We start from the raw sequence: 20184 nt of genomic DNA, 5'->3' as shown, positions 1-20184 counted from the left end.
GTGATCGAAGCCCACCTGGACAAGGCCCGCGGCCCGGTGGCGACTCTGCTGGTGCAGAACGGTACCCTGCGGGTGGGCGATACCCTGGTGGCCGGCGCTGTGCTGGGCCGAGTCAAAGCCATGATGGACGACCGCGGCCAGCGGCTGCAGGAAGCCGGGCCCTCTTCAGCGGTGCAACTGTTGGGCCTGGAGGAGGTGCCGGCGGCGGGGGATGAGTTCCAGGTGTACACCGACGAGAAAGAAGCCCGGCGGATTGCTGAGGAGCGGGCGGAAGCGCTGCGGCAAGCCCGTCTGCAACAGGCGCTGCTGTCGCGGCGGGTGAGTTTGGGCAGCATCTCTGCCAAGGCTCAGGAAGGCCAGCTCAAGGAGCTGAACCTCATTATCAAGACGGATGTCCAGGGATCCGCCGAGGCCATCCAGACGGCTTTGCAGGAGCTGCCCCAAGAGGAAGTGCGGTTGCGGGTGCTGCTGGCGGCCCCTGGGGAGATTACAGAGACTGACGTGGATTTGGCGGCAGCTAGCGACGCCATTATCCTCGGTTTCAACACCACCTTCGCCCCCGGCGCGCGGCAGGCTGCCGACGACAAGGGGGTGGATGTGCGCGAATACGACATCATCTACAACCTGCTGGACGACTTGCGGGCAGCGATGGAGGGCCTGCTGGAGCCGGAGGAGGTGGAAGAGCCCTTGGGCCAGGCGGAAGTGCGTATGGTGATCCCCATCAGCCGCGGTGCGGTTGCCGGTAGCTACGTGCTCTCCGGCAAGGTGCAGCGCAATGCTCTGGTGCGGGTTCGCCGCAAAGGGGAGGTGGTTTACGAAGGACGCCTCGACTCCCTCAAGCGCTTCAAGGACGACGTGCGGGAGGTGGCCGCCGGTTTCGAGTGCGGGATCGGCATCGAGAAGTTCCACGCTTGGCAAGAGGGGGACATCATCGAGGTCTACCAGATGGTCACCAAGCGACGGACACTGGCTCCTGCCTAGTCCCAGCCGGTGGTAGAGTTTCAGGGATCCCAGCCCCAAGGGATCCCTGGGGAGAGTTTCCCCCCAAAGCAATGGAGAAAATCTTAAGTGGCCAGAGGGAGGAAATGGATGCAACAGAGCCAGAGACTGAGCCAGATGTTGTTTGTGACGCTGCGGGAGGATCCCGCCGAAGCAGAACTGCCCAGCCACAAGTTGCTGCTGCGGGGCTGCTTTATCCGGCGGCTCTCCCCGGGGATCTACACCTATTTGCCGCTCCTCTGGCGGGTGCTGCAGAAGATCTCGGACATTGTCCGGGAAGAGATGAACGCCATTGGCGCTCAGGAGTGTCTGCTGCCCCAGTTGCAGCCGGCGGAGATCTGGCGGGAATCGGGCCGCTGGGACGTGTACACCCAAGCCGAAGGGATCATGTTTGCCCTCAAAGATCGGCAGGGACGCGAGCAGGCCCTGGGCCCCACCCATGAAGAGGTGATCACCCTGCTGGCGCGGGATCTGATCCGCTCCTATCGCCAGTTGCCGCAGACCCTCTATCAAATCCAGACCAAGTTCCGCGACGAGATTCGGCCCCGCTTTGGCCTGATGCGTGGGCGGGAATTCATCATGAAAGACGCCTACTCCTTCCACGCCAACGAAGAGAGCCTGCGCCAGACCTACCAGGACATGTACCGGGCCTACAGCCGCATCCTGCGCCGCTGCGGGCTGGAGTTTCGCGTGGTGGATGCCGACGCCGGAGCCATTGGCGGGCCATCCGCGGCTTCTCAGGAGTTTATGGTGTTGGCCTCTGCCGGCGAAGACGAGATCCTCTACACCCCCGATGGCTCTTATGCCGCCAATGTGGAGAAGGCCGTCTCCCTTCCGCCACCGGCAGCAGACTCCCCCTACACCACCTTCCAGGTTCTGGACACGCCGGGAACCGAAACCATCGAGAAGCTGGCCGATTTCTTGAAGATCTCCCCCACGCTGATTGTCAAAAACGTCCTCTACCAAGCCCTTTACGACAACGGCCTGCGGGTGGTGGTGCTGCTGAGCATTCGCGGCGATCAAGAGGTGAATGAGGTAAAACTGGCCAACCACCTCAGCCGTCTGGCGGAGCGTTACCAGGCCCACAAATTGCTCACCCTCACCCTGGCGGACGCGGAGATCCAGAAAAGCTGGCAAGGGGATCCGATCCCGGTGGGCTACATCGCCCCCGACCTACCGGATAGCTGCCTGGGCCGGCAGAAACACTTTGCCCCTCAGATCTTGCGCCTAGTTGACCAGACGGCAGCCCTGCTGAAAAACTTTGTAACCGGCAGCAACCAGGTGGGGCGGCACGTGGTGGGGGCCAACTGGGGCGAACAGTACCCTCTGCCGGAGGTGGTGGACGTGCGCAAAGCCCAGGCGGGGGATCGCTGTCTGCTCAACCCCGACCAGATTCTGGAAACCGCCCGTGGCATCGAGATTGGGCACATCTTCCAGTTGGGCCTCAAGTTTTCGCTGCCGATGCGGGCCACCTTTACCGACGAGCAGGGCGTCGAGCAGCCGCTGTGGATGGGCTGCTACGGCATTGGGGTATCGCGCCTGGCCCAGGCGGCGGTGGAACAATCCCACGATGCCCATGGGATCATCTGGCCGGTGGCCATTGCCCCCTATCACGTGGTGGTGGTGGTGCCTAACGTCTCCGACCCGGAGCAGATGCAGGTGGCGGAAAAGTTGGTGCAGGAACTGGCTGCTGCCGGCATCGAGACCCTCTGGGACGACCGGGACGAGCGGGCCGGCGTCAAGTTCAAAGATGCGGATCTCATCGGGATCCCTTACCGCCTTACCACCGGGCGCAGTCTTAAGCAGGGCAAGGTGGAATTGGCCGAGCGGGCCACCGGCCAAGCGGTAGAAATTCCCATTGAGGAAGTGGTGGCTACCCTGAAAGAGCGGATTGCTGCTGCCCTAGCCGTGCCAGATTGAGTAGGGCTTTTGTCGTCACCAATGCTGAAAGGCAGCCTCGATTATCTATTGCGCGGCAAGAACATCCTGCTGGTGGTGGAAGCCAAAAAGGACGATCTGACGCGGGCTTTTGTCCAAATGGCGGTGGAGATGATCGCCCTGGCCCAGGTGGAGCCGCAAACGCAGATCTACGGCGCCGTCACCATCGGATCTATCTGGCAATTCGGACAGATCCTTGGGGATCCACAGACAATCCGACAAGACTTGACCTTGTACCGAGTACCGGAAGATCTGGAGAGCGTTGCCGGCATCCTCACGGCCATAGTAGGGGATCCCAGCCAACCATGAAACCCAAAACCCTCTGGTTTGCCCTGCAATTGATGGTGGCCGCTGCGGTTATCAGCGCGGCCATCAAATACGGTGGCCCCTATCTGGCCTTGCCGGAGACCCTGCCGGTGATCCTCGCCATGATCGTCTCGCCCACCTTGGTCATGGCCGGGATCCTGTGGCGCTGGCAACAGCGGTCTTCTCTTTCCCCAACCCGCGTCCAAGAGGCCCTGCCAACTGCAAACTCTGAGAACCCAAAAGTCTCTCAGCCGCCTTCCGATTGACCCTCACCCCCAGCCCCTCTCCCAGAGGTGAGCCCTCACCCCCAGCCCCTCTCCCAGAGGGAGAGGGGAGCTTGGCCGCCACTGCCAGACCGGCAGGCCGACAACCTCAGTCCAACTAAGTGGACAGCCTACTGCTGGGTGAGGCGCAAAGTCACCGTCGGGCTGGTTTGGTTGCCAGAGGTGGCCGTGAGATTGATCTGATACACGGTGCCGGAGGCCGGAATGGGCGGCCGCACCGTAACGGTGAAGCGGCCTTGGGCATCGGCTTGCACGGTTTGGTTGGTCACCGTCTGTTGGGCGCTGATGATGCCCCCCAGCGAGGTCGAAGCCGTTACATTCACCCGCACGGAAGCATTGGGAGCCGTGGTGCCCTGCAGCGTAAAGGAAGAGCCGGCAACCCGATCCCCATCGCGCAAGTTGGTGATCTGGGGCAGCAGGCTGGAGGGGCTGATCGTCGCGGAAACCTCTTGGGTGGTGAGCCGCTGGATCCCCCCAGTAGCCCCCTCGATCAGGCGGGCCGGCTGCTCTGCAGTCATAAAGCGCACCTGGCCGTTGTTTTCTAAGCGAGCGATGACGATCCCCTCACGGGTAGTATCCTTCGGCTCAATCAAGGCATTGACCACATAGGTGCCGCTGGAAACTTCCTGAGCTGGCAGAGTTTGCACCTGCCGTCCGTCCTGGACAAGGTAAACGGTTACTCGGCTGGAGGGAGTGCCCTTGACAGTTACCAGCAGGATCTCGCCCGCGGCCAAGGGGCGATTGCCGGCGTTGTGATCCACCAGGTCGATAGAGGCGCGGACGGGGCTGCCCACGGTGAAGCTCCAGGTAACACGGCGGGTCACCCCCTGGGTGTTGGTGAACTCCAGCAGGACTTCCCGCCGTCCAGGCGGCAAGGGCTGGGCAGGACGGTAGGTGAAGAAATCCCGGGTAATCACCGACTCAGCAGTAACATCTTTGCCGTCCAGAAAAACCCGCACCGTCTCCGGGCGCACGCTGACCCCATCTTGGCTACGAAAAGAAGCGGAGATCGGCGAGGTGGGCTCCACATTAGTGGCCGCTTGAGCCGGGTTGGGATCCGTAATTTGCTGAGCCCTTGCCGGCGGGCCCGACAACCCCACAACAGCAGCGCCGATCAGCAAGGCACGGGGAAACCAAGAATACAAGTTATCGCTCATGAGACCATCCAAAATAAGGTTAAGCTGGCCTATAGGTGAGTAGCCCAGAGGCGGAGCAAAGTCAACCTAGACCTCCTGTTTGCATCCTGTCACAGGGGTCGATTGCTGTCGATACGCCTACACCTCCGCCTGGCTCTCCCCTAGACCCAACCCCAGTGTCAGATTTAGGTAAGGTTAACTGCCATCTAACGCCTAGGGCAAGGTTGAGAAGGCAGCCGCGAAAGCCCAGAGGCTACATTTTGCCCGTTCAAGCTGGCATCAATTCACGAAAATAGCGCCTGTCTCTTGTAAATCGAGACAATGGTCGCCGGAGACATCGTTGACCAGGCGCACTTCTACGGTGATGACATTCAAGGGATCCACGCTCACCCGGTAGCCCACCGGAGCCAACATTGGCGTGTTGATGGCCATGCAATTGGGGATGGGCAGGTTGCTCAGGCGCAAGGTTTCTCCGGCAGCCAGTTCCGATACGTTCTGGCGCGGATCGGTAAAGCCGTATTCCAGAGGCAGGCCGGTGCGATTGCGGATCACCAGCTCGGCAGGCAGGTTGGGGTTGAAGCGAGCCACCGGGCGATCGAAAACCGATTGATCCACACCCACCGGCAGGCGCGGCAGCGGCACCGTCTGAAAGGCAGGCTGAGCGACAGCACGGTGTCCACCCACCCAGGCTGACAAAGCGGCCATGATCAAGCCAATTCTTTTGCTTCGTTTCGCGTACCTCATGCTTCTGCCTCAGAATACGCCTTGTACAGAATTGAGATGCCCTTCCTCGCCTGCTTGTATTGTTCCCAAAAAGGGCTGGCCGGGCCAGATGGCCGCTGTTTTTTCAAGGGTAGGCCCCAACAAGGGCCATCGCCGCGCCGCCCAGCTTAAGATCCCATGGGAGGAAGTTAACGCTGCAAAGGGAGACATGGCTATGCCAGAAGAATCAGAAAAACCAGAGAAAAGCTACTCCTGGAAGGGCAGTGCCAATGCGGGCCGGGTACTGACGATTTTGGCCGTCGTGGGGGGAGTGGTCATTCTACTGGCGGGCTTCCTACAGTAGGCCGAGCTGTCAGACCCAAAGTTGGCGCAAGAACATCCGCCTATCGCTGGAAGCCAACGTTTTCCCTGCTATGAAACTATGAAACAACTTTCTCGCTCCCTTCTCCCACAAGGGGAAAAGGGTTGGGGGAGCAAGTGTCTCAACCTTGCTTGAAACAACCGCAATGTTTTGCAAGTCCTGCTAACAAGTTGTCAGCCTTCGCTAAGTCTTGTCAAGTTGTGCCACCGTCGGGCAGCAAAAAAGACCCAGCAGGGATCCCTGCTGGGCTCAGGCCGGAGGAGCAAAAATCCTAGCCTAGGAGCTGACGAGCGGTATTGAGCACATTCTCCACCGTAAAGCCGAACTTCTCCATGCAGACAGAGCCGGGGGCGGAGGCGCCAAAGCGGTCGATGCCGATGGCCACCCCCTCAAAGCCCAGGTACTTGTGCCAGCCAAAGGTGGATCCCGCCTCGACGGAGATGCGCTTGGTAACATTGGGGGGCAAGACGGAGTCGCGGTAGCTCTGAGGCTGGGCCTCGAACAGCTCCATGCAGGGCATGGAAACCACCCGTACCGCTCGGCCTTCCTGCTGCAGTTGAGCAGCAGCCTTCACCGCCAGCTCCAGCTCTGAGCCAGTGGCAATCAAGATAAGCTCCGGGTTGGGAGCATCCACCACCACATAGGCCCCCTTGGCTACCCCCTCAATGGAGGTGCCTTCTACGGGGTTGACCGCCTGCCGGGTAAACACCAGCACCGACGGGGTGGACATGGCCTCGAGGGCCACCTGGTAGGCTCCCACCGTCTCGCGGGCGTCCGCCGGGCGGATGACGTAGAGGTTGGGGATGGCCCGCAGAGAGGCCAGCGTCTCAATGGGCTGGTGGGTGGGACCGTCTTCTCCTAGGGCCACTGAGTCGTGGGTCATGATGTGCAACACCCGCGCCCGCGAGAGGGCCGACAGCCGGATGGCCGGCCGCATGTAGTCGCTGAAAACCAAGAAGGTGGCGTCGTAGGGAATGAGGCCGCCGTGCAGAGCCATGCCATTGGCGATGGCTCCCATGCCGTGTTCCCGTACCCCGAAGCGGAAGTTGCGCCCGTGGTAGGAGCCGGCCTGAAACTCCGGGATCCCCTTCAAGTAGGTCATGTTGGAATGGGCCAGATCGGCGGATCCCCCCAGCAGCTCTGGCACCGCCTTGGCCAGGGCGTTGAGACAAAACTTGGAGAGGTTGCGGGTGGATTCTTTGCCAGTTTCGGCAATGGGAGCCAACGCTTCTTTCCAGCCCGCAGGCAGCTCCCCGGCCATGATGCGCTTGAACTCGGCGGCCTCTTCCGGGTAGGCCTTCTCGTAGGCGGCAAAGCGCTCGTTCCACTCCGCCTCGGCTTTGGCCCCTTTATCGATGGCCTGGCGGAAGTGGGCCAGCACCTCGTCGGGGATGTAGAACTCCGGCTCCAGCGGCCAGCCCAAGTTTTGTTTGGTGAGCTTGACCTCTTCTGGCCCCAGGGGCGCCCCGTGGACGCTCTCGCTGCCAGCTTTGTTGGGGGATCCGTAGCCAATGGTGGTCTCGACGATGATCAAAGAAGGCTTGTCGGTGACCTCCTTGGCTTTTTGGATGGCTTCCGCGATCCCCTTCAGGTCGTGGTTGCCATCCTCCACTTTTTGCACGTGCCAGCCGTAGGCCTCATAGCGCTTGCCCACATCTTCGGTAAAGGCAATTTCCGTGCTGCCGTCGATGGAGATGTGGTTGCTGTCGTAGAGCATGATCAGCTTGCCCAGTTTGAGGTGGCCGGCCAGCGAGGCCGCTTCCGAGGCCACCCCCTCCATGTTGCAGCCATCACCCAAGATCACGTAGGTGTAGTGATCCACAATCGTGTGGCCGGGCTTGTTGAAGCGGGCCGCCAAGTGGGCCTCGGCAATCGCCAGCCCTACCGCATTGCCCACCCCCTGTCCCAGCGGGCCGGTGGTCACCTCCACACCGGGAGTTTCAAAGTTTTCCGGGTGCCCGGGAGTTTTGGATCCCCACTGGCGAAACTGCTTGATGTCCTCCAGACTAACATCAAAGCCCGTCAGGTGCAGCAGGGCATATTGCAGCATGCAGCCGTGGCCCGCCGAGAGGACAAAGCGATCCCGATCCACCCACTTGGGGTTGCGGGGATTGAACTTCAAAAACTGCTGCCAAAGCACATAGGCCATGGGTGCTGCCCCCATCGGCAGGCCGGGGTGGCCGGAGTTGGCTTTCTGAACAGCATCCACCGCCAAAAAACGAATCGTGTTGATGGCAAGTTGTTCCAGGGAGGGAGGAGCAGCAACAACCATGTGGGATCCCTATCGCTCGACATTCGCTTTCCAGTATGCCTTGACACTCCCACGGCCTAAAGGCGGGGGATTCTTACGCAGTTCAACAACAAACTCGTAAAGGCGCTGTCAAGACGCCTCTAGACGGTTCCTTGAGGCAAAACCCCAAGGTTCTGCTGACTTTCCTGTTCACGTCAGCGGGACGGAGTCCTTGGAGGTTGGCTGAGACGTTGACACCTCCCGGACGCTTGCCACCGGTCGGGTTTTTCACCGTTTTAGGGGTTCGCCTGGGAACGCTACGCCTCGGTGACAACTATACCATTGGCGAGCAACTAAAGTTGCTTACGGGCTTTTCCGCCCTGCACTCAAGTGCGGGGCTACCAAGCTATCCTTCTGTGTTTTGGGCCTCGCTTCCGAAGCAGTGGGGATCCATCAAGCTGGGAATTGGCCGGGGTCGGTCTCGGCTGGGCAAGATGACAGGCTAAGCTGAGAGATACGCTTGCCACCATTTCTGGTGGGTTGGAGGGTTTTCATTGAGCGCTGTTTCTTCGCCTAGCGGTAAACCGCCCTGGCTGCGGGCCAAAGCCCCCCAACGGGCCGCGTCTGTCCAGCAACTGCTGCGGGACTTGGGCCTGAACACGGTTTGCGAAGAGGCTTCCTGTCCCAACTTAGGGGAATGCTTTGCCAACGGCACCGCCACCTTCTTGATCATGGGCCCGGCCTGTACCCGTGCCTGCCCCTACTGCGATATCGACTTCACCAAACGGCCTTTGCCCTTGGATCCCACTGAGCCGCTGCGGGTGGCAGAAGCCGTGCAACGGCTGGGGTTGCGCCACGCGGTCATTACCTCGGTGAATCGGGACGACCTGCCGGATGGCGGAGCCAGCCAGTTTGTTGCTTGCATTACCGAAATCCGCCGCCGCCTGCCCCGGACGACCATCGAGGTCTTGATCCCAGATTTATGTGGCAACTGGCAGGCCTTGGAGCAGATTCTCGCTGCCCGCCCAACGGTGCTTAACCACAACACGGAAACCGTGCCCCGCCTCTACCGACGAGTGCGCCCCCAGGGGAACTACGAGCGCTCCCTGCGGCTTCTGGAACTGGCACGGCAATGGGATCCGGGCCTCTACACCAAGTCAGGGGTGATGCTGGGCTTAGGAGAGACCGCCGAGGAGATTTTACAGGTGATGCAAGATCTGCGCCGGGTGGGCTGCGACATCCTCACTCTTGGCCAATACCTGGCGCCCAGCCCCAAACACCTGCCGGTGGAGCGCTATGTCACCCCAGAAGAGTTCGACCATTGGCGGCAAGTGGGGGAAGAGCTAGGCTTTCTGCAGGTGGTGTCCTCCCCTCTCACCCGCAGCTCCTACCATGCCGAAGCCGTGCAAGAGCTGATGCGGCGCTACCCGAAAAGGGGATCCCCTGCTGAGAGCGTCTTGCCAAGCTAGATCAGAAGTCCTGAGGTGTTGTTGTGGCGCAACGCTTCTCCCGGAAAGACCACAGGCCTAGTTGGTAGGGATTTCTGGCATCTTCTTTGGTAAAGATGCAGTAGGATTTGGTAAAGATGCAGTAGGATCGAACTGAAGAGAGAGGAGGGGCAGGCGGTTGCGTCCTCGCTGCCGCTACCAGGCAGCAGGATGAGGAAAGTCCGGGCTTTCAGAAGAACACACCGCTGGGGAAACTCCCAGTGCGGGTAACCGCGAGGATAGTGCCACAGAAACATACCGCCGATGGCTGGGATCCCACCCAGTGCAGGTAAGGGTGCAAAGGTGGGGTAAGAGCCCACCAGCAGCGTCGTGAGGCGCTGGCTCGGTAAACCCCGGTGGAAAGCAAGGCCGCAGCCGCAGGACTATGGCTGTTCTTCGCCCCTGTTGGCTGCATCGAGGTCACGGTACTCAACCATTGGTTGGGGAAGGGTGTCCTCGGTGGTAGTGAGCCGCTAGAGGGTGGTGGCAACATCACTCCCAGAGAGATGACCGCCAGTGTGGGTCGCCCCTTGGAGCACCCCACTACAGAACCCGGCTTACAACCTCCTCATCTCTTCTCTTTTTTGGGTTTTTTGGGATTGCCAACCTCGAGGGAGTCCTTCGGAGGGGGGCTTCTTAAGTTTGTCTCATACCCGTCAAGGCCGCCATCCACAGCTCTACGCAGGCTTGGAGGAGGAAGGGAACGCTGCTGCTAGGAGTGCCCTTGTCCGCTTGCTTAGCTGGGGGCTTGTCAGAGGCGCTGGAAGGCAGGCCAGCGGTAACGGCTAACACTGCTGTCCCTAAAATCATGAGGTGGAGAACTCCAGCAGCGGCCTGAAGGCGATCAGAGTCAATGGCTTGTAGCTCCGGGCTAGGGAGCTGCTGAAGGTAGTGGGCTAGCTGCTCTTGCGCCTTCAGGAAGCCTGCTCTCAAGGCACGGCGATGCTCCTCGGAGTAGAAGCCTGCTTCTCCCACCAACGAGCGCACCAGCTCAGGGTTATTAGCTAGGGCTTGGAAGCAGGTTTGGACATAGCGGAGGAGAATGGCTTGTAGCTCAGAGCCCCGGAAGGTAGCGGGATCCGCTGGGAGGGGTAAGTCGGCAATGCCGGAGAAAACTCCCAGCTCAGCAAATACAGCCAGGAGCAGTCCCTGCTTGCTGCCAAAGTGACGAAACAGGGTTACTTCATGAACGCCGGCCAAGTCTGCAATTTGACGGGTGGTGGTCTGAGTGATGCCCTGGCGGACGAAGAGGTCTCGAGCCGCGTTCAGCAGCCTTTGCCGGGAAGAAGGACGTGCCATGGTAGGTGATGGGGTAAGAAGTCAAGAGGAAGCGCTCAAGGTAGGAGCAATCTGCAAGTAGCACTTGCATTTGAGGTGAAATATCGTTAAGCTTAACCTCAGGCGAGATCAAACCTGCTGCCTTTCTGCTCTCTCATAGCGGCTTTCACTGCTGGGGCTTGCTTGGCCATGCCTTCAGGGATCCCGGCTTGCCTTTCAGGGAGGCGAGCTCGTTGTAAGCTAAGTCAGGGATGCGGTGGCCTTTGCATGAGAAGCAACTTTGGGAGGAGGTATTTGATTCTGCGCTGCCCTTACTCCTTTTCTGAGGTTTTGCTGGTTCATGGCCGTTTCCCTTCCCACCCAATCGCTGGACAACCCCAACCGTTCTGCTTCGCTCGCTCAGCCTGAGCCCCAAAAGTCTTTTCGGTTTGCCTGGGAATTTGTTCTTTTTTTCGTTGTTTTTCACGCCCTCGCTTTGGTGGGCGGCATCGTTTGCTTTTCCTGGCCAGCCTTGGGGGTGGCCCTATTGCTTCACTGGTGTTTCGGCAGCTTGGGCATCTGCCTGGGGTATCACCGTCTTCTTAGCCATCGCAGCTTCCAAGTGCCCAAGTGGCTCGAATATGTCTTTGCTACCTTCGGTGCTCTCGCCATCCAGGGGGGGCCAATTTTTTGGGTGGCCGGCCATCGTCAGCATCACGCTTTTACGGAAGACGAAGAGCGGGATCCCTACTCTGCTCGCAAAGGCTTTTGGTGGAGCCACCTGCTCTGGCTCATTTACCAACGGGAAGAGTTTTTTAATCGTGAGAAGTATTCTGCCTTTGCGCCGGATTTGGCTCGGGATCCTTTTTATCGTTGGCTAGACCAGTATGGGCTGCTGCTGCAACTGCCGCTGGCTGTAGTGCTTTACCTGCTCGGCGGTTGGCCGTTCGTTATCTACGGCATCTTTGTGCGGACAGTGCTGCTGCTGCACTGCACCTGGTTGATTAACTCTGCCAGCCACTTCTGGGGCTATCGGACGTTCGAAAGCAATGACAATGCCCGTAACCTTTGGTGGGCGGCTCTGCTCACCTACGGCGAAGGTTGGCACAACAACCATCACGCCGACCCGAAGTGCGTGAAAGCAGGTTTGCGCTGGTGGGAAATTGACATGACCTACTGGGTCATTTGGGTGTTGGCGCGACTGGGTTTGGCTCGTAAGTTGCACCTGCCCGCTCAAGGTCAGCCAACTCGCTAAACTGTCTCTGCCTCAGAGCTTCTAGAACCCTCGATAAAGTCACCCTGGCCGTACGGGCAATTCTTGCTAAGACAGTTCGTTGCGCTGCTCGGTGGATCCCTCTCCCAAAAAAGGGAGAGGGGTTTAGGGTGACGGGCCTGTATGCGCTAGCGTAAGCTCGTTAGCAGCGCAGAGCACTCAAGCTCTGTCTCGACCTAGCTTGGAGCTGCTGCCCAGTTATCGGTTCCGGTTGGAAGGGAAGTCAATATCTCCCTGCGGGGAGCTGGCAGGGCTCGCCAGATAAGCCAGAGGTCTCGCGCTGGCGACGAGTAGCCAACCTTTCATTCTTTTTCGGCAATGCAGGAGGGCTAGTCCTGTAAGGGGCTGTACTGCCATGTCCCGTAGTGGTCAAGAACGCGCTGAACTTGCTCTGGGTCAGCGTCAGCCTCCTGGCGAATTTGCAGCGCCTCGATTTGGCTATCGGAATAGCGAAAGAGGGGGTCTTTTCTCCATTCCAGCTCTGCTTCCACACCTGGAATGCAGGCCAAATGGGCAGCCACCTCTCGATAAACCATCAGGGGCATGGAATCGTAGCGAACAGCGTAACGTTTCAGCTTAGGGATGCCCACGGATGACAACTCAACCTACGCAACTCAAAATGCAGCTACCTCCAGCCAAACTCAGGACTTCCCAAGGGCTCTGCGCAGCTTCTTTTTCCCCCTCACCGTCGCTCCCTCTCTCAGAAGCAATCGCGGTGCAAAACGCAAAAAACCCCCGATTAAAACTCTACGTTGGGCGTTTGGCTACTGGTAAAGCAAGATGGGGCTAGGCAATTTTGTCATCCACTAGGGTGCAGCAATTGACCTGATCCAGGCAAATCTTTCCCCATTGCAGAGCCCAGCGCACCAAAGCGACGCGATTTGACGTTCGCGTCTTGCTCAGAATGTTGCTGATGTGATTGTCAACAGTGCGCTTGCTGATTTCCAAGCGCTCTGCAATGTCCTGATTGGTCAGACCCGCTGCGATTAACTCGAGAACCTGCAGCTCACGCTCCGACAACAAATCAGCGGAATGATAATCGGCGCCCATTCCGAATGCCCAGGGTACAAACTGTAAGGATTACCTAGACCAATTCTAGGGGATCCCCTCCAAGATGGATAGTCCCGCCGCAGGAAAATCTGCGGCAATTCTCAGGCCGAAGGGTTTGGCGATGTTGACGGGAGCGCTTCTGGGCAGCTTTCACAGGGCATCGGCGCGTTTCCGGGGCAGTTCCACCTGCACCCACAGCCCACCTGCTTGTGGGTGATTGCGCAGGCGGATTGTGCCGCCGTGAAGTTCCACAATTTGCCGCACGATCGCCAGCCCCAGGCCGGTGCCGCCTTTGCTGCGAGCCCGCGCCGCATCGGTGCGGTAAAAGGGTTGAAAGACCAGCTCAAATTGATCCTCCGGCAGGCCAGGGCCGTGGTCGTACACCTCCAGCCGCACCTGGGATCCCTGTTCCAAGAGCAGCACGTGGACAGGGGAGTCGGGCGCGCCATATTTGACGGCGTTGTCCAAGAGGTTGAGGATGAGGCGGTAGAGGCGCTGTTCATCTCCCCAGAGATAGAGCTGGGAGGGGCTGCTCAGGTGCAGTTCCTGGTGACGGGGCTTGGCCAGCGGTTCTAAGCTCTGCCAGGCTTCGCGCACCAAGGCTGCCAGATCCACCCAGCGCCATTGGGAGCGGGATCCGGCCCCCAAGTTAAGGGCGCTCAGTTCCAACAAGTCTTGTACCAACTGGCTGAGGCGCAGCGTCTCGTTGAGCAATCGTTCCACCCAAACCGCTTGCGCGGTGTCGACCCGGCTTTGTAAAGTTTCGGCCAGCAGACGAATCGAGGTGAGGGGGGTTTTCAGCTCGTGGGCCACATCCGAGGCCCAGCGATCCCGTTGTTGGGCTAGCAGGGTAGCTTCCAGCCGGTCTTCCAAAAAGATGGCAACCTGCCCCTGCGGCAGGGGCAGCCCCCAAGCCCGCAGCGGAACCGGTTTATTCTCGCCGCCGGAAGGGTAGAAGATCCATTCGCGGCTCTGGATGGGCGTGCTGGCCCCCTGGCGGCGGGTGGCTTCGATGAGCTGATCCAGCTCATAGGAGCGCACCCACTCCAGCAGGAGCTTGACGCCCGGCTGCCACTGGCCAATGTGCAGCAGGCGTTGAGCGGCAGGGTTACACTCCAGAACCACGTTGTTCTCGTCCACCCGCAGGTATCCCCAGGGCAGGTGGTGGCTGAGATACTGCCAGTCTTGCAGGTGTCGTTTTTGGCTGGCCCACTCCAGTTCTTGTTGGCGCAGGTGGCGGCTGAGCCGGCTGAGCATCTGTTCTGGCGAACTCAGAGGCAGGGGCACGTGCAGCAGGGATCCCAACTGTTGCAATTGGCGGCCGAAGCGGCGCCGACTCTGCCAGAGCAAAATCAGCGTGCCGAGTAGGCCGATGCCCAACCCAATGAGGATCCCGCTTTCCACTCCCATGGGCCCACCCCCTTTGCCGCCATTGTCGCCCAGGGATGGGGGGGTGAATACCGAACAAGCGAAGGGATCGGGATCTTCGCATCCTTATCGGCGATGCACCATTGTCGTGCTGGCCTGGTCGGTGGGCACCAGCAAGACCTCACTGAGGTTGACGTGGGGGGGACGGGTGACGGCAAACAGCACCACCTCGGCCACATCCATCGCCGTCAGGGGGGTGAGGCCCCAATAGACCGCTGCCGCCCGCTCGCGATCGCCGTGGAAGCGCACCTGGCTGAACTCGGTTTCCACCAAGCCGGGCTGGATCTCGGTGACGCGAATGGGGGTGCCCAGCAGATCCAGCTTCAGGCCCTCGGAGATGGCCCGCACGGCGGCTTTGGAAGCACAATAGACGGCGCCGCCGGGATAGGTCTGCCGACCGGCAATGGAGCCGATGTTGACCACATGGCCGCGGCCCCGCTCCACCATGCCGGGCAAGACTGCGCGAGTAACATACAGCAAGCCCTTGATGTTGGTATCGATCATCTCCTCCCAATCTTGCAGAGCACCGGTGTGGAGCTTGTCCAAGCCGCGACTGAGGCCGGCGTTGTTGATCAAGATGTCGATCTCAGCCCAGACCGGCGGCAAAGACTGGAGCGCCTGTTGTACGGCTGCCCTGTCCCGCACATCCAAAGTCAGCAAGTATGAGGAAGCGCCGTAAGCCTGCTGCAACTCCATAGCCAGCTCCTGCAGACGCTCCTGACGGCGGGCCACCAGGATCAGCTTGGCCCCAGAACGGGCAAAAAGCGTGGCACAGGCTGCCCCGATGCCGCTGCTGGCACCGGTGATGAGCACAATGGCGTTTTCCAGCATAGTCCGCAAGAGTTGAGGGGCTACTAGGGGATCTGCGGCTGGGAACGGGCCGCCTTCCCCGCCTGAAGCGAGCGCTCCAGCAGCTTAACGCAAGCATAGAGTGTATCCAAATGGGGAGTCGGGATCCCTGCCCAACGCCCCAGCTCCGCGATGGCGCCGACAATGCTCTCGATCTCCGTCGGTCGCCCCCGCTCGATATCCTGCAGCATCGAGGTGCGATGGGATCCCACGCGGGCTGCATCCTTGAGCCGTTCTTCCAGAGAGACCGGCAGCCGGATCCCCAGAGCTTGGGCCACAGCCTCGGTTTCCTGCATCACCGACTCAACCAAAGCATGGGTGGGCGGGTACTGGGCAATTTCGTCTTGGGCCGCGCGGGTGAGGGCGCTGATGGGGTTGAAAGCGGCGTTGCCCCACAGTTTTTGCCAGATCTCGACCCGAATTTGGGAGGTGAGAGTTACAGGAAGCTGCGCCTGCTCAAAGATGGCCGCCAGAGAGCGCAGCCGCTCCGACAACGATCCATCTGGCTCCCCCAGAATATAGCGCCCGCTGCCGGTGTGCAAAACTACCCCCGGCTCTGCCAACTGCACGGCGATGTACACGACACAGCCGATCACCCGTTCGATCGGCAGATGGGCGGCGATCACCCCGCCCGGATCCACTGAAGTCAAGGAGCGCCCCTCAAACTCGCCGCCATGCCGGTAAAAGTACCACCAGGGAAGACCATTCTGAACAACCACAAGGGGGGTGTCCGGGCCGCACAGGGATCCCAACTGTGGGGCAAGCAGGGGCAAGCTGTAGGCCTTGACAGCAACGATTACCACATCTTGCCGCCCCAGCTCAGCCAAGTCATCGCTGGCTGTCAGCCGCTCCACCCAAACCTCAGGGGGATCCCCCTGCCGGATCAGTTTCAATCCTTGGCTGCGGATGGCCTGCAAGTGGGATCCCCGTGCCACCACACTCACTGGAAAACCGGCTCGGGCCAGGCAGACGGCCAAATGCCCTCCCACTGCCCCGGCGCCAACGATGCCGATTTTCATGTTTCACCAAGCGAGGAAATCCCTACTCAGCCCCGCCCTGGGTGACGCGCAGGATCCCGTACCCGAGCGCCACGCCCACTAGGGTCAGGACAATAGAGAGCCCAGCAATGGTGAAGATCTCACTAGCCATAGATTCCTCTCAGGTGGATTGCCTCGCCCTTTAAGGATATCGGATCTTGAGCCTTCGGCCTTCCCCGGGGTGAGGCGGCCCCTCACGCTCAATATCTCAGGAGAGAAAAACCGCAAAGATTACAGTCGGTGAAGATCCCGGTCGCCTTAGACTTGATGGGGGCGTGTCCTCCGCCTCTATAATGAAAGCAATTTACAAGTCTTTACTGGCATAGGCTAAATTGTTGTAATGCCGACAGCCGTGAAACTTGTTCGGTGGCTCTAGTGTGGCTCGTCGGGACTGCCACAGCCCTGCTGAGGATGCCAAGAGCAGCTCGGAACGCCAGCAAAGCTGTCTAATGCAGTGGTTGGTCGGTTCCGGTCAGGAATCCCTGCAGGGAAACTGAGGCGATAAAGTTCGCAGACTGAGTCTTTATACCTAGGCCCCAGTCTTGCTTCAAAGAAGCAAAGTTTGTAGTTTCATTAATGTCCTCATCATCTTTTTAAGGAGAAGTTGAGATGACCATCGCGGTAGGGCGCGTACGCCAGGAGCGAGGATGGTTCGACATCGTCGATGACTGGCTCAAGCGCGACAGATTCGTGTTTATCGGCTGGTCGGGGCTGCTGCTGTTCCCCTGCGCCTACCTGGCCTTGGGCGGCTGGCTGACCGGCACCACCTTTGTAACTTCTTGGTACACCCACGGCCTGGCCAGCTCCTACCTGGAGGGGTGCAACTTTTTGACCGTGGCCGTGTCCACCCCCGCCGACAGCATGGGGCACAGCCTGTTGCTGCTGTGGGGCCCGGAAGCCCAGGGGGACTTTACCCGCTGGTGTCAGATTGGCGGGCTGTGGACCTTTGTCGCCTTCCATGGAGCGCTGGGCCTGATTGGCTTTATGCTGCGGCAATTTGAGATTGCCCGGCTGGTGGGGGTGCGGCCCTACAACGCCATTGCCTTCAGCGCGCCGATTGCGGTGTTTGTGAGCGTGTTTTTGATTTACCCGCTGGGGCAGAGCAGTTGGTTTTTTGCCCCCAGCTTTGGGGTAGCGGGGATCTTCCGCTTCTTGCTGTTCTTCCAAGGGTTCCACAACTGGACGCTGAACCCCTTCCACATGATGGGGGTGGCTGGCGTTTTGGGTGGAGCGCTGTTGTGTGCCATCCATGGGGCGACGGTGGAGAACACGCTCTACAAGGATGGGGAAGCGGCGAGCACGTTTCGGGCGTTTGAGCCGACGCAGGCGGAAGAAACCTACTCCATGGTGACGGCTAACCGCTACTGGAGCCAGATTTTTGGGATAGCGTTTTCCAACAAGCGGTGGCTGCACTTTTTCATGCTGTTTGTGCCGGTGACGGGTTTGTGGATGTCGAGCATTGGTGTGGTGGGTTTGGCGCTGAACCTGCGGGCGTATGACTTTATCAGTCAGGAGACCCGGGCGGCGGAGGATCCTGAGTTTGAGACGTTCTACACGAAGAACATTTTGCTCAACGAGGGGATTCGGGCCTGGATGGCGCCGCAGGATCAGCCGCACGAGCGCTTTGAGTTCCCCGAAGAAGTCCTACCCCGCGGCAACGCGCTCTAAACTGGCGCTGGCTGTCGAACGAACGCTTGAGTTCTCTCGATCCTTCACGTGAGAGCCGGGGCCGAGCGTTCGCCTATTCAAGCCTTGGATTGGGTGGGTAGGCGCTCGGCCATTCTTAAGATCCTTTGCTTTTCAGCTCTATCTTCTGCTGTACTGACTGTTACTCTTTTCGGAGGCTGGCCTCAGTGACTTCAACGACCTTTGGTTCCGCAGCGATGCAGGATCGCACCCAGGGCGGGTTTGCCTGGTGGGCCGGGAATGCTCGCTTGATCAATCTCTCCGGTCGGCTCTTGGGTGCCCACGTGGCCCACGCCGGCCTGATCGTCTTCTGGGCGGGAGCGATGCTGCTGTTTGAGGTGGCTCACTTCACGCCGGATCGGCCTATGTACGAGCAGGGCCTGATCCTGATGCCCCACGTGGCCACTTTGGGCTGGGGGGTTGGCCCGGGCGGCGAAGTTATCGACACCTACCCCTACTTTGTGATTGGTGTGCTGCACCTCATCTCTAGCGCAGTGCTGGGGCTGGGGGGCATCTATCACGCCGTGCGCGGCCCAGAAACCCTGGAGCAGTCTTTCCCCTTCTTCGGCTACGACTGGAAAGACAAGAACAAGATGACCACCATCTTGGGGATCCACCTCATCCTCTTGGGGTTGGGGGCTTTCCTGTTGGTGGCCAAGGCCATGTGGTTTGGCGGTGTCTATGACACCTGGGCTCCCGGCGGTGGCGATGTGCGAGTGATCACCAACCCCACCCTCAACCCGGCGGTGATCTTCGGCTACCTGTTCAAGTCTCCCTTCGGCGGCGACGGCTGGATCATCAGCGTGGACAACATGGAGGATGTGATCGGCGGCCATATCTACATCGGCATCATCTGCATTGCCGGTGGGATCTGGCACATCCTCACCAAGCCTTTTGGCTGGGCCCGGCGTGCCTTCATCTGGTCGGGGGAAGCTTATCTCTCCTACAGCTTGGCGGCGGTCTCGCTGATGAGCTTTATTGCCACCTGCTACATCTGGTTCAACAACACTGTTTACCCCAGCGAGTTCTACGGCCCCACCGGCCCTGAAGCCTCGCAAGCGCAAGCCCTCACCTTTATCGTGCGCGACCAGCGCCTGGGGGCGAACATCGGCCAGGCCCAAGGCCCCACCGGTCTGGGTAAGTACCTGATGCGCTCCCCCACGGGCGAGATCATCTTCGGCGGTGAGACGATGCGCTTCTGGGATGTGCGGGCGCCCTGGAAAGAGCCGCTGCTGGGCCCCAATGGCTTGGATCTGGATAAGTTGAAAAACGACATCCAACCCTGGCAAGCTCGCCGTGCGGTGGAGTACATGACCCACGCGCCACTGGGATCCCTGAACTCGGTGGGGGGTGTGGCGACCGAGATCAACACGGTGAACTTCACCAGCCCGCGCACCTGGCTGGCAGCCCACAACTTCATCTTCGGCTTCCTGTTCTTCGTTGGCCACCTGTGGCATGCCGGTCGCGCCCGTGCCGCTGCTGCCGGCTTTGAGAAAGGGATCAGCCGCGAGAACGAGCCGGTTTACCGGATGAAGCCGATCCGATAAGCACGGAAGTCTCTTGGAGATCAACCTTTGGCCCCCGGTAGGGGGCCTTTTTTTGGGGATCCCCCCCGCCAGGATTGGCAGAGAAGGAAGAGAGGATAGAGACTGAGAAGGCTGAATGTTCGGTAAAGATGCACAAAGTCCCCGTTACGGTCATCACTGGATTTTTGGGATCCGGCAAGACCACGGTGATCCGTCACCTGTTGCTCAACAACCAGGGCCGCCGCATCGCCGTTTTGGTCAATGAGTTTGGCGAAGTGGGCATTGATGGCGAACTGCTGCGGGATTGCCAACGTTGCGAGGGAGAGGGATCCATCCCCATTTTGGAGCTGGCCAACGGCTGCCTCTGCTGCACGGTGCAGGAGGAATTTTTGCCCACCATGGAAACCCTGCTGCAGCAGCGGGCGGAGCTGGACGGCATTCTCATTGAAACTTCAGGATTGGCCTTGCCCAAACCTCTGGTGCAGGCTTTCCGCTGGCCAACCCTTCGCACCGGCGCCACGGTGGATGCGGTGATTGCAGTGGTGGACGGTCAGGCTCTGGCTTCTGGGCAACTGGTGGGCGATCGGGCGGCGCTGGAAGCGCAGCGGCAGGCC

20 protein-coding genes and 1 other RNA gene are annotated in these 20184 nt (G+C 59.9%); 11 read left to right on the top strand and 10 right to left on the bottom strand.

Features of this window, described 5'->3' with window-relative positions:
* The 4 genes from infB to NW835_RS09250 form a co-directional block, all read left to right on the top strand.
* On the top strand, positions 1–981 hold a 981-nt coding region (infB, locus tag NW835_RS09265), incomplete at its 5' end, for a translation initiation factor IF-2 (protein ID WP_414415117.1).
* Between the two features lie 108 nt (positions 982–1089).
* On the top strand, positions 1090–2919 hold the full coding sequence (locus NW835_RS09260) for a proline--tRNA ligase (RefSeq protein WP_414333119.1): 1830 nt from the start codon (positions 1090–1092) through the stop codon (positions 2917–2919).
* Between the two features lie 9 nt (positions 2920–2928).
* Positions 2929–3246, top strand: a complete 318-nt coding sequence (locus NW835_RS09255) for a hypothetical protein (RefSeq protein ID WP_414415116.1) — start codon at positions 2929–2931, stop codon at positions 3244–3246.
* Entirely contained in the window at positions 3243–3509 is a 267-nt protein-coding gene (locus NW835_RS09250; RefSeq protein WP_414333116.1) for a hypothetical protein, read from the top strand. The genes NW835_RS09255 and NW835_RS09250 overlap by 4 nt, the downstream gene beginning before the upstream one ends.
* Positions 3510–3637: 128 nt before the next feature.
* Here the strand turns inward: NW835_RS09250 and NW835_RS09245 are convergent, their stop codons facing one another.
* Both NW835_RS09245 and NW835_RS09240 read right to left on the bottom strand, forming a co-directional pair.
* The gene (locus NW835_RS09245) at positions 3638–4684 is read right to left on the bottom strand and encodes a hypothetical protein (RefSeq protein ID WP_414333114.1); all 1047 of its coding nucleotides are present in this window, start codon (positions 4682–4684) and stop codon (positions 3638–3640) included.
* A 258-nt stretch (positions 4685–4942) separates the two neighbouring features.
* Positions 4943–5368 carry a hypothetical protein gene (locus NW835_RS09240; RefSeq protein WP_414377177.1) on the bottom strand — a complete coding sequence of 142 codons (426 nt, stop codon included), beginning with the start codon at positions 5366–5368 and terminating at the stop codon, positions 4943–4945.
* Positions 5369–5600: 232 nt separating this feature from the next.
* Between NW835_RS09240 and NW835_RS09235 the strand changes: the two genes are divergently transcribed.
* Entirely contained in the window at positions 5601–5729 is a 129-nt protein-coding gene (locus NW835_RS09235; protein WP_414365729.1) for a hypothetical protein, read from the top strand.
* A gap of 289 nt (positions 5730–6018) precedes the next feature.
* Here the strand turns inward: NW835_RS09235 and tkt are convergent, their stop codons facing one another.
* Positions 6019–8019, bottom strand: coding sequence for a transketolase (tkt, locus tag NW835_RS09230; RefSeq protein ID WP_414377176.1), 2001 nt, complete (start codon positions 8017–8019; stop codon positions 6019–6021).
* 512 nt (positions 8020–8531) lie between these two features.
* Here tkt and lipA point away from each other — a divergent pair.
* Both lipA and rnpB read left to right on the top strand, forming a co-directional pair.
* Entirely contained in the window at positions 8532–9446 is a 915-nt protein-coding gene (lipA, locus tag NW835_RS09225) for a lipoyl synthase (RefSeq protein WP_414365731.1), read from the top strand.
* Positions 9447–9585: 139 nt separating this feature from the next.
* An RNA gene (gene rnpB, locus NW835_RS09220) (RNase P RNA component class A) lies at positions 9586–10040 on the top strand.
* A gap of 60 nt (positions 10041–10100) precedes the next feature.
* Here rnpB and NW835_RS09215 read toward each other — a convergent pair.
* Positions 10101–10763, bottom strand: a complete 663-nt coding sequence (locus NW835_RS09215; RefSeq protein WP_414365732.1) for a TetR/AcrR family transcriptional regulator — start codon at positions 10761–10763, stop codon at positions 10101–10103.
* A gap of 319 nt (positions 10764–11082) precedes the next feature.
* On the opposite strand from NW835_RS09215, the gene NW835_RS09210 reads away from it, so the two are divergent.
* Complete coding sequence (locus tag NW835_RS09210; protein ID WP_414372485.1) at positions 11083–11976, top strand: acyl-CoA desaturase; 894 nt, start codon at positions 11083–11085, stop codon at positions 11974–11976.
* A 347-nt stretch (positions 11977–12323) separates the two neighbouring features.
* Here NW835_RS09210 and NW835_RS09205 read toward each other — a convergent pair whose 3' ends face one another.
* The 6 genes from NW835_RS09205 to NW835_RS09180 form a co-directional block, all read right to left on the bottom strand.
* The gene (locus tag NW835_RS09205) at positions 12324–12584 is read right to left on the bottom strand and encodes a hypothetical protein (protein ID WP_414365741.1); all 261 of its coding nucleotides are present in this window, start codon (positions 12582–12584) and stop codon (positions 12324–12326) included.
* Between the two features lie 196 nt (positions 12585–12780).
* Positions 12781–13044 (bottom strand): helix-turn-helix domain-containing protein, encoded by a 264-nt coding sequence (locus NW835_RS09200; RefSeq protein WP_414365734.1) that lies wholly within the window; start codon positions 13042–13044, stop codon positions 12781–12783.
* A gap of 150 nt (positions 13045–13194) precedes the next feature.
* The gene (locus tag NW835_RS09195) at positions 13195–14454 is read right to left on the bottom strand and encodes a sensor histidine kinase (RefSeq protein WP_414365735.1); all 1260 of its coding nucleotides are present in this window, start codon (positions 14452–14454) and stop codon (positions 13195–13197) included.
* 84 nt (positions 14455–14538) lie between these two features.
* Positions 14539–15303 (bottom strand): SDR family oxidoreductase, encoded by a 765-nt coding sequence (locus NW835_RS09190; RefSeq protein ID WP_414415165.1) that lies wholly within the window; start codon positions 15301–15303, stop codon positions 14539–14541.
* A gap of 23 nt (positions 15304–15326) precedes the next feature.
* The gene (locus NW835_RS09185) at positions 15327–16340 is read right to left on the bottom strand and encodes a ketopantoate reductase family protein (protein ID WP_414415115.1); all 1014 of its coding nucleotides are present in this window, start codon (positions 16338–16340) and stop codon (positions 15327–15329) included.
* A gap of 22 nt (positions 16341–16362) precedes the next feature.
* Positions 16363–16470, bottom strand: coding sequence for a PetM family cytochrome b6-f complex subunit 7 (locus NW835_RS09180; protein ID WP_414334413.1), 108 nt, complete (start codon positions 16468–16470; stop codon positions 16363–16365).
* A 497-nt stretch (positions 16471–16967) separates the two neighbouring features.
* Here NW835_RS09180 and psbD point away from each other — a divergent pair, with 497 nt between their 5' ends.
* The 3 genes from psbD to NW835_RS09165 all read left to right on the top strand — a co-directional run.
* Positions 16968–18026, top strand: coding sequence for a photosystem II D2 protein (photosystem q(a) protein) (gene psbD / locus NW835_RS09175; protein WP_414365737.1), 1059 nt, complete (start codon positions 16968–16970; stop codon positions 18024–18026).
* Positions 18027–18241: 215 nt separating this feature from the next.
* Complete coding sequence (gene psbC, locus NW835_RS09170; RefSeq protein WP_414335970.1) at positions 18242–19591, top strand: photosystem II reaction center protein CP43; 1350 nt, start codon at positions 18242–18244, stop codon at positions 19589–19591.
* A gap of 128 nt (positions 19592–19719) precedes the next feature.
* Positions 19720–20184 (top strand): GTP-binding protein (locus tag NW835_RS09165; protein WP_414415114.1); only part of this gene is annotated, 465 nt, incomplete at its 3' end.

This window comes from Synechococcus sp. OH2, from assembly GCF_047462155.1.
GTDB lineage: Bacteria > Cyanobacteriota > Cyanobacteriia > Thermostichales > Thermostichaceae > Thermostichus.
This window is presented reverse-complemented; position numbering and strand designations above follow the sequence as displayed.

Coding starts and splice junctions, on each gene's coding strand:
- NW835_RS09260 (WP_414333119.1), top strand. CDS start 1,090: ATGCAACAGAGCCAGAGACTGAGCCAGATGTTGTTTGTGACGCTGCGG.
- NW835_RS09250 (WP_414333116.1), top strand. CDS start 3,243: ATGAAACCCAAAACCCTCTGGTTTGCCCTGCAATTGATGGTGGCCGCT.
- NW835_RS09245 (WP_414333114.1), bottom strand. CDS start 4,684: ATGAGCGATAACTTGTATTCTTGGTTTCCCCGTGCCTTGCTGATCGGC.
- NW835_RS09240 (WP_414377177.1), bottom strand. CDS start 5,368: ATGGCCGCTTTGTCAGCCTGGGTGGGTGGACACCGTGCTGTCGCTCAG.
- NW835_RS09235 (WP_414365729.1), top strand. CDS start 5,601: ATGCCAGAAGAATCAGAAAAACCAGAGAAAAGCTACTCCTGGAAGGGC.
- tkt (WP_414377176.1), bottom strand. CDS start 8,019: ATGGTTGTTGCTGCTCCTCCCTCCCTGGAACAACTTGCCATCAACACG.
- NW835_RS09215 (WP_414365732.1), bottom strand. CDS start 10,763: ATGGCACGTCCTTCTTCCCGGCAAAGGCTGCTGAACGCGGCTCGAGAC.
- NW835_RS09210 (WP_414372485.1), top strand. CDS start 11,083: ATGGCCGTTTCCCTTCCCACCCAATCGCTGGACAACCCCAACCGTTCT.
- NW835_RS09200 (WP_414365734.1), bottom strand. CDS start 13,044: ATGGGCGCCGATTATCATTCCGCTGATTTGTTGTCGGAGCGTGAGCTG.
- NW835_RS09195 (WP_414365735.1), bottom strand. CDS start 14,454: ATGGGAGTGGAAAGCGGGATCCTCATTGGGTTGGGCATCGGCCTACTC.
- NW835_RS09190 (WP_414415165.1), bottom strand. CDS start 15,303: ATGCTGGAAAACGCCATTGTGCTCATCACCGGTGCCAGCAGCGGCATC.
- NW835_RS09185 (WP_414415115.1), bottom strand. CDS start 16,340: ATGAAAATCGGCATCGTTGGCGCCGGGGCAGTGGGAGGGCATTTGGCC.
- NW835_RS09180 (WP_414334413.1), bottom strand. CDS start 16,470: ATGGCTAGTGAGATCTTCACCATTGCTGGGCTCTCTATTGTCCTGACC.
- psbD (WP_414365737.1), top strand. CDS start 16,968: ATGACCATCGCGGTAGGGCGCGTACGCCAGGAGCGAGGATGGTTCGAC.
- psbC (WP_414335970.1), top strand. CDS start 18,242: ATGCAGGATCGCACCCAGGGCGGGTTTGCCTGGTGGGCCGGGAATGCT.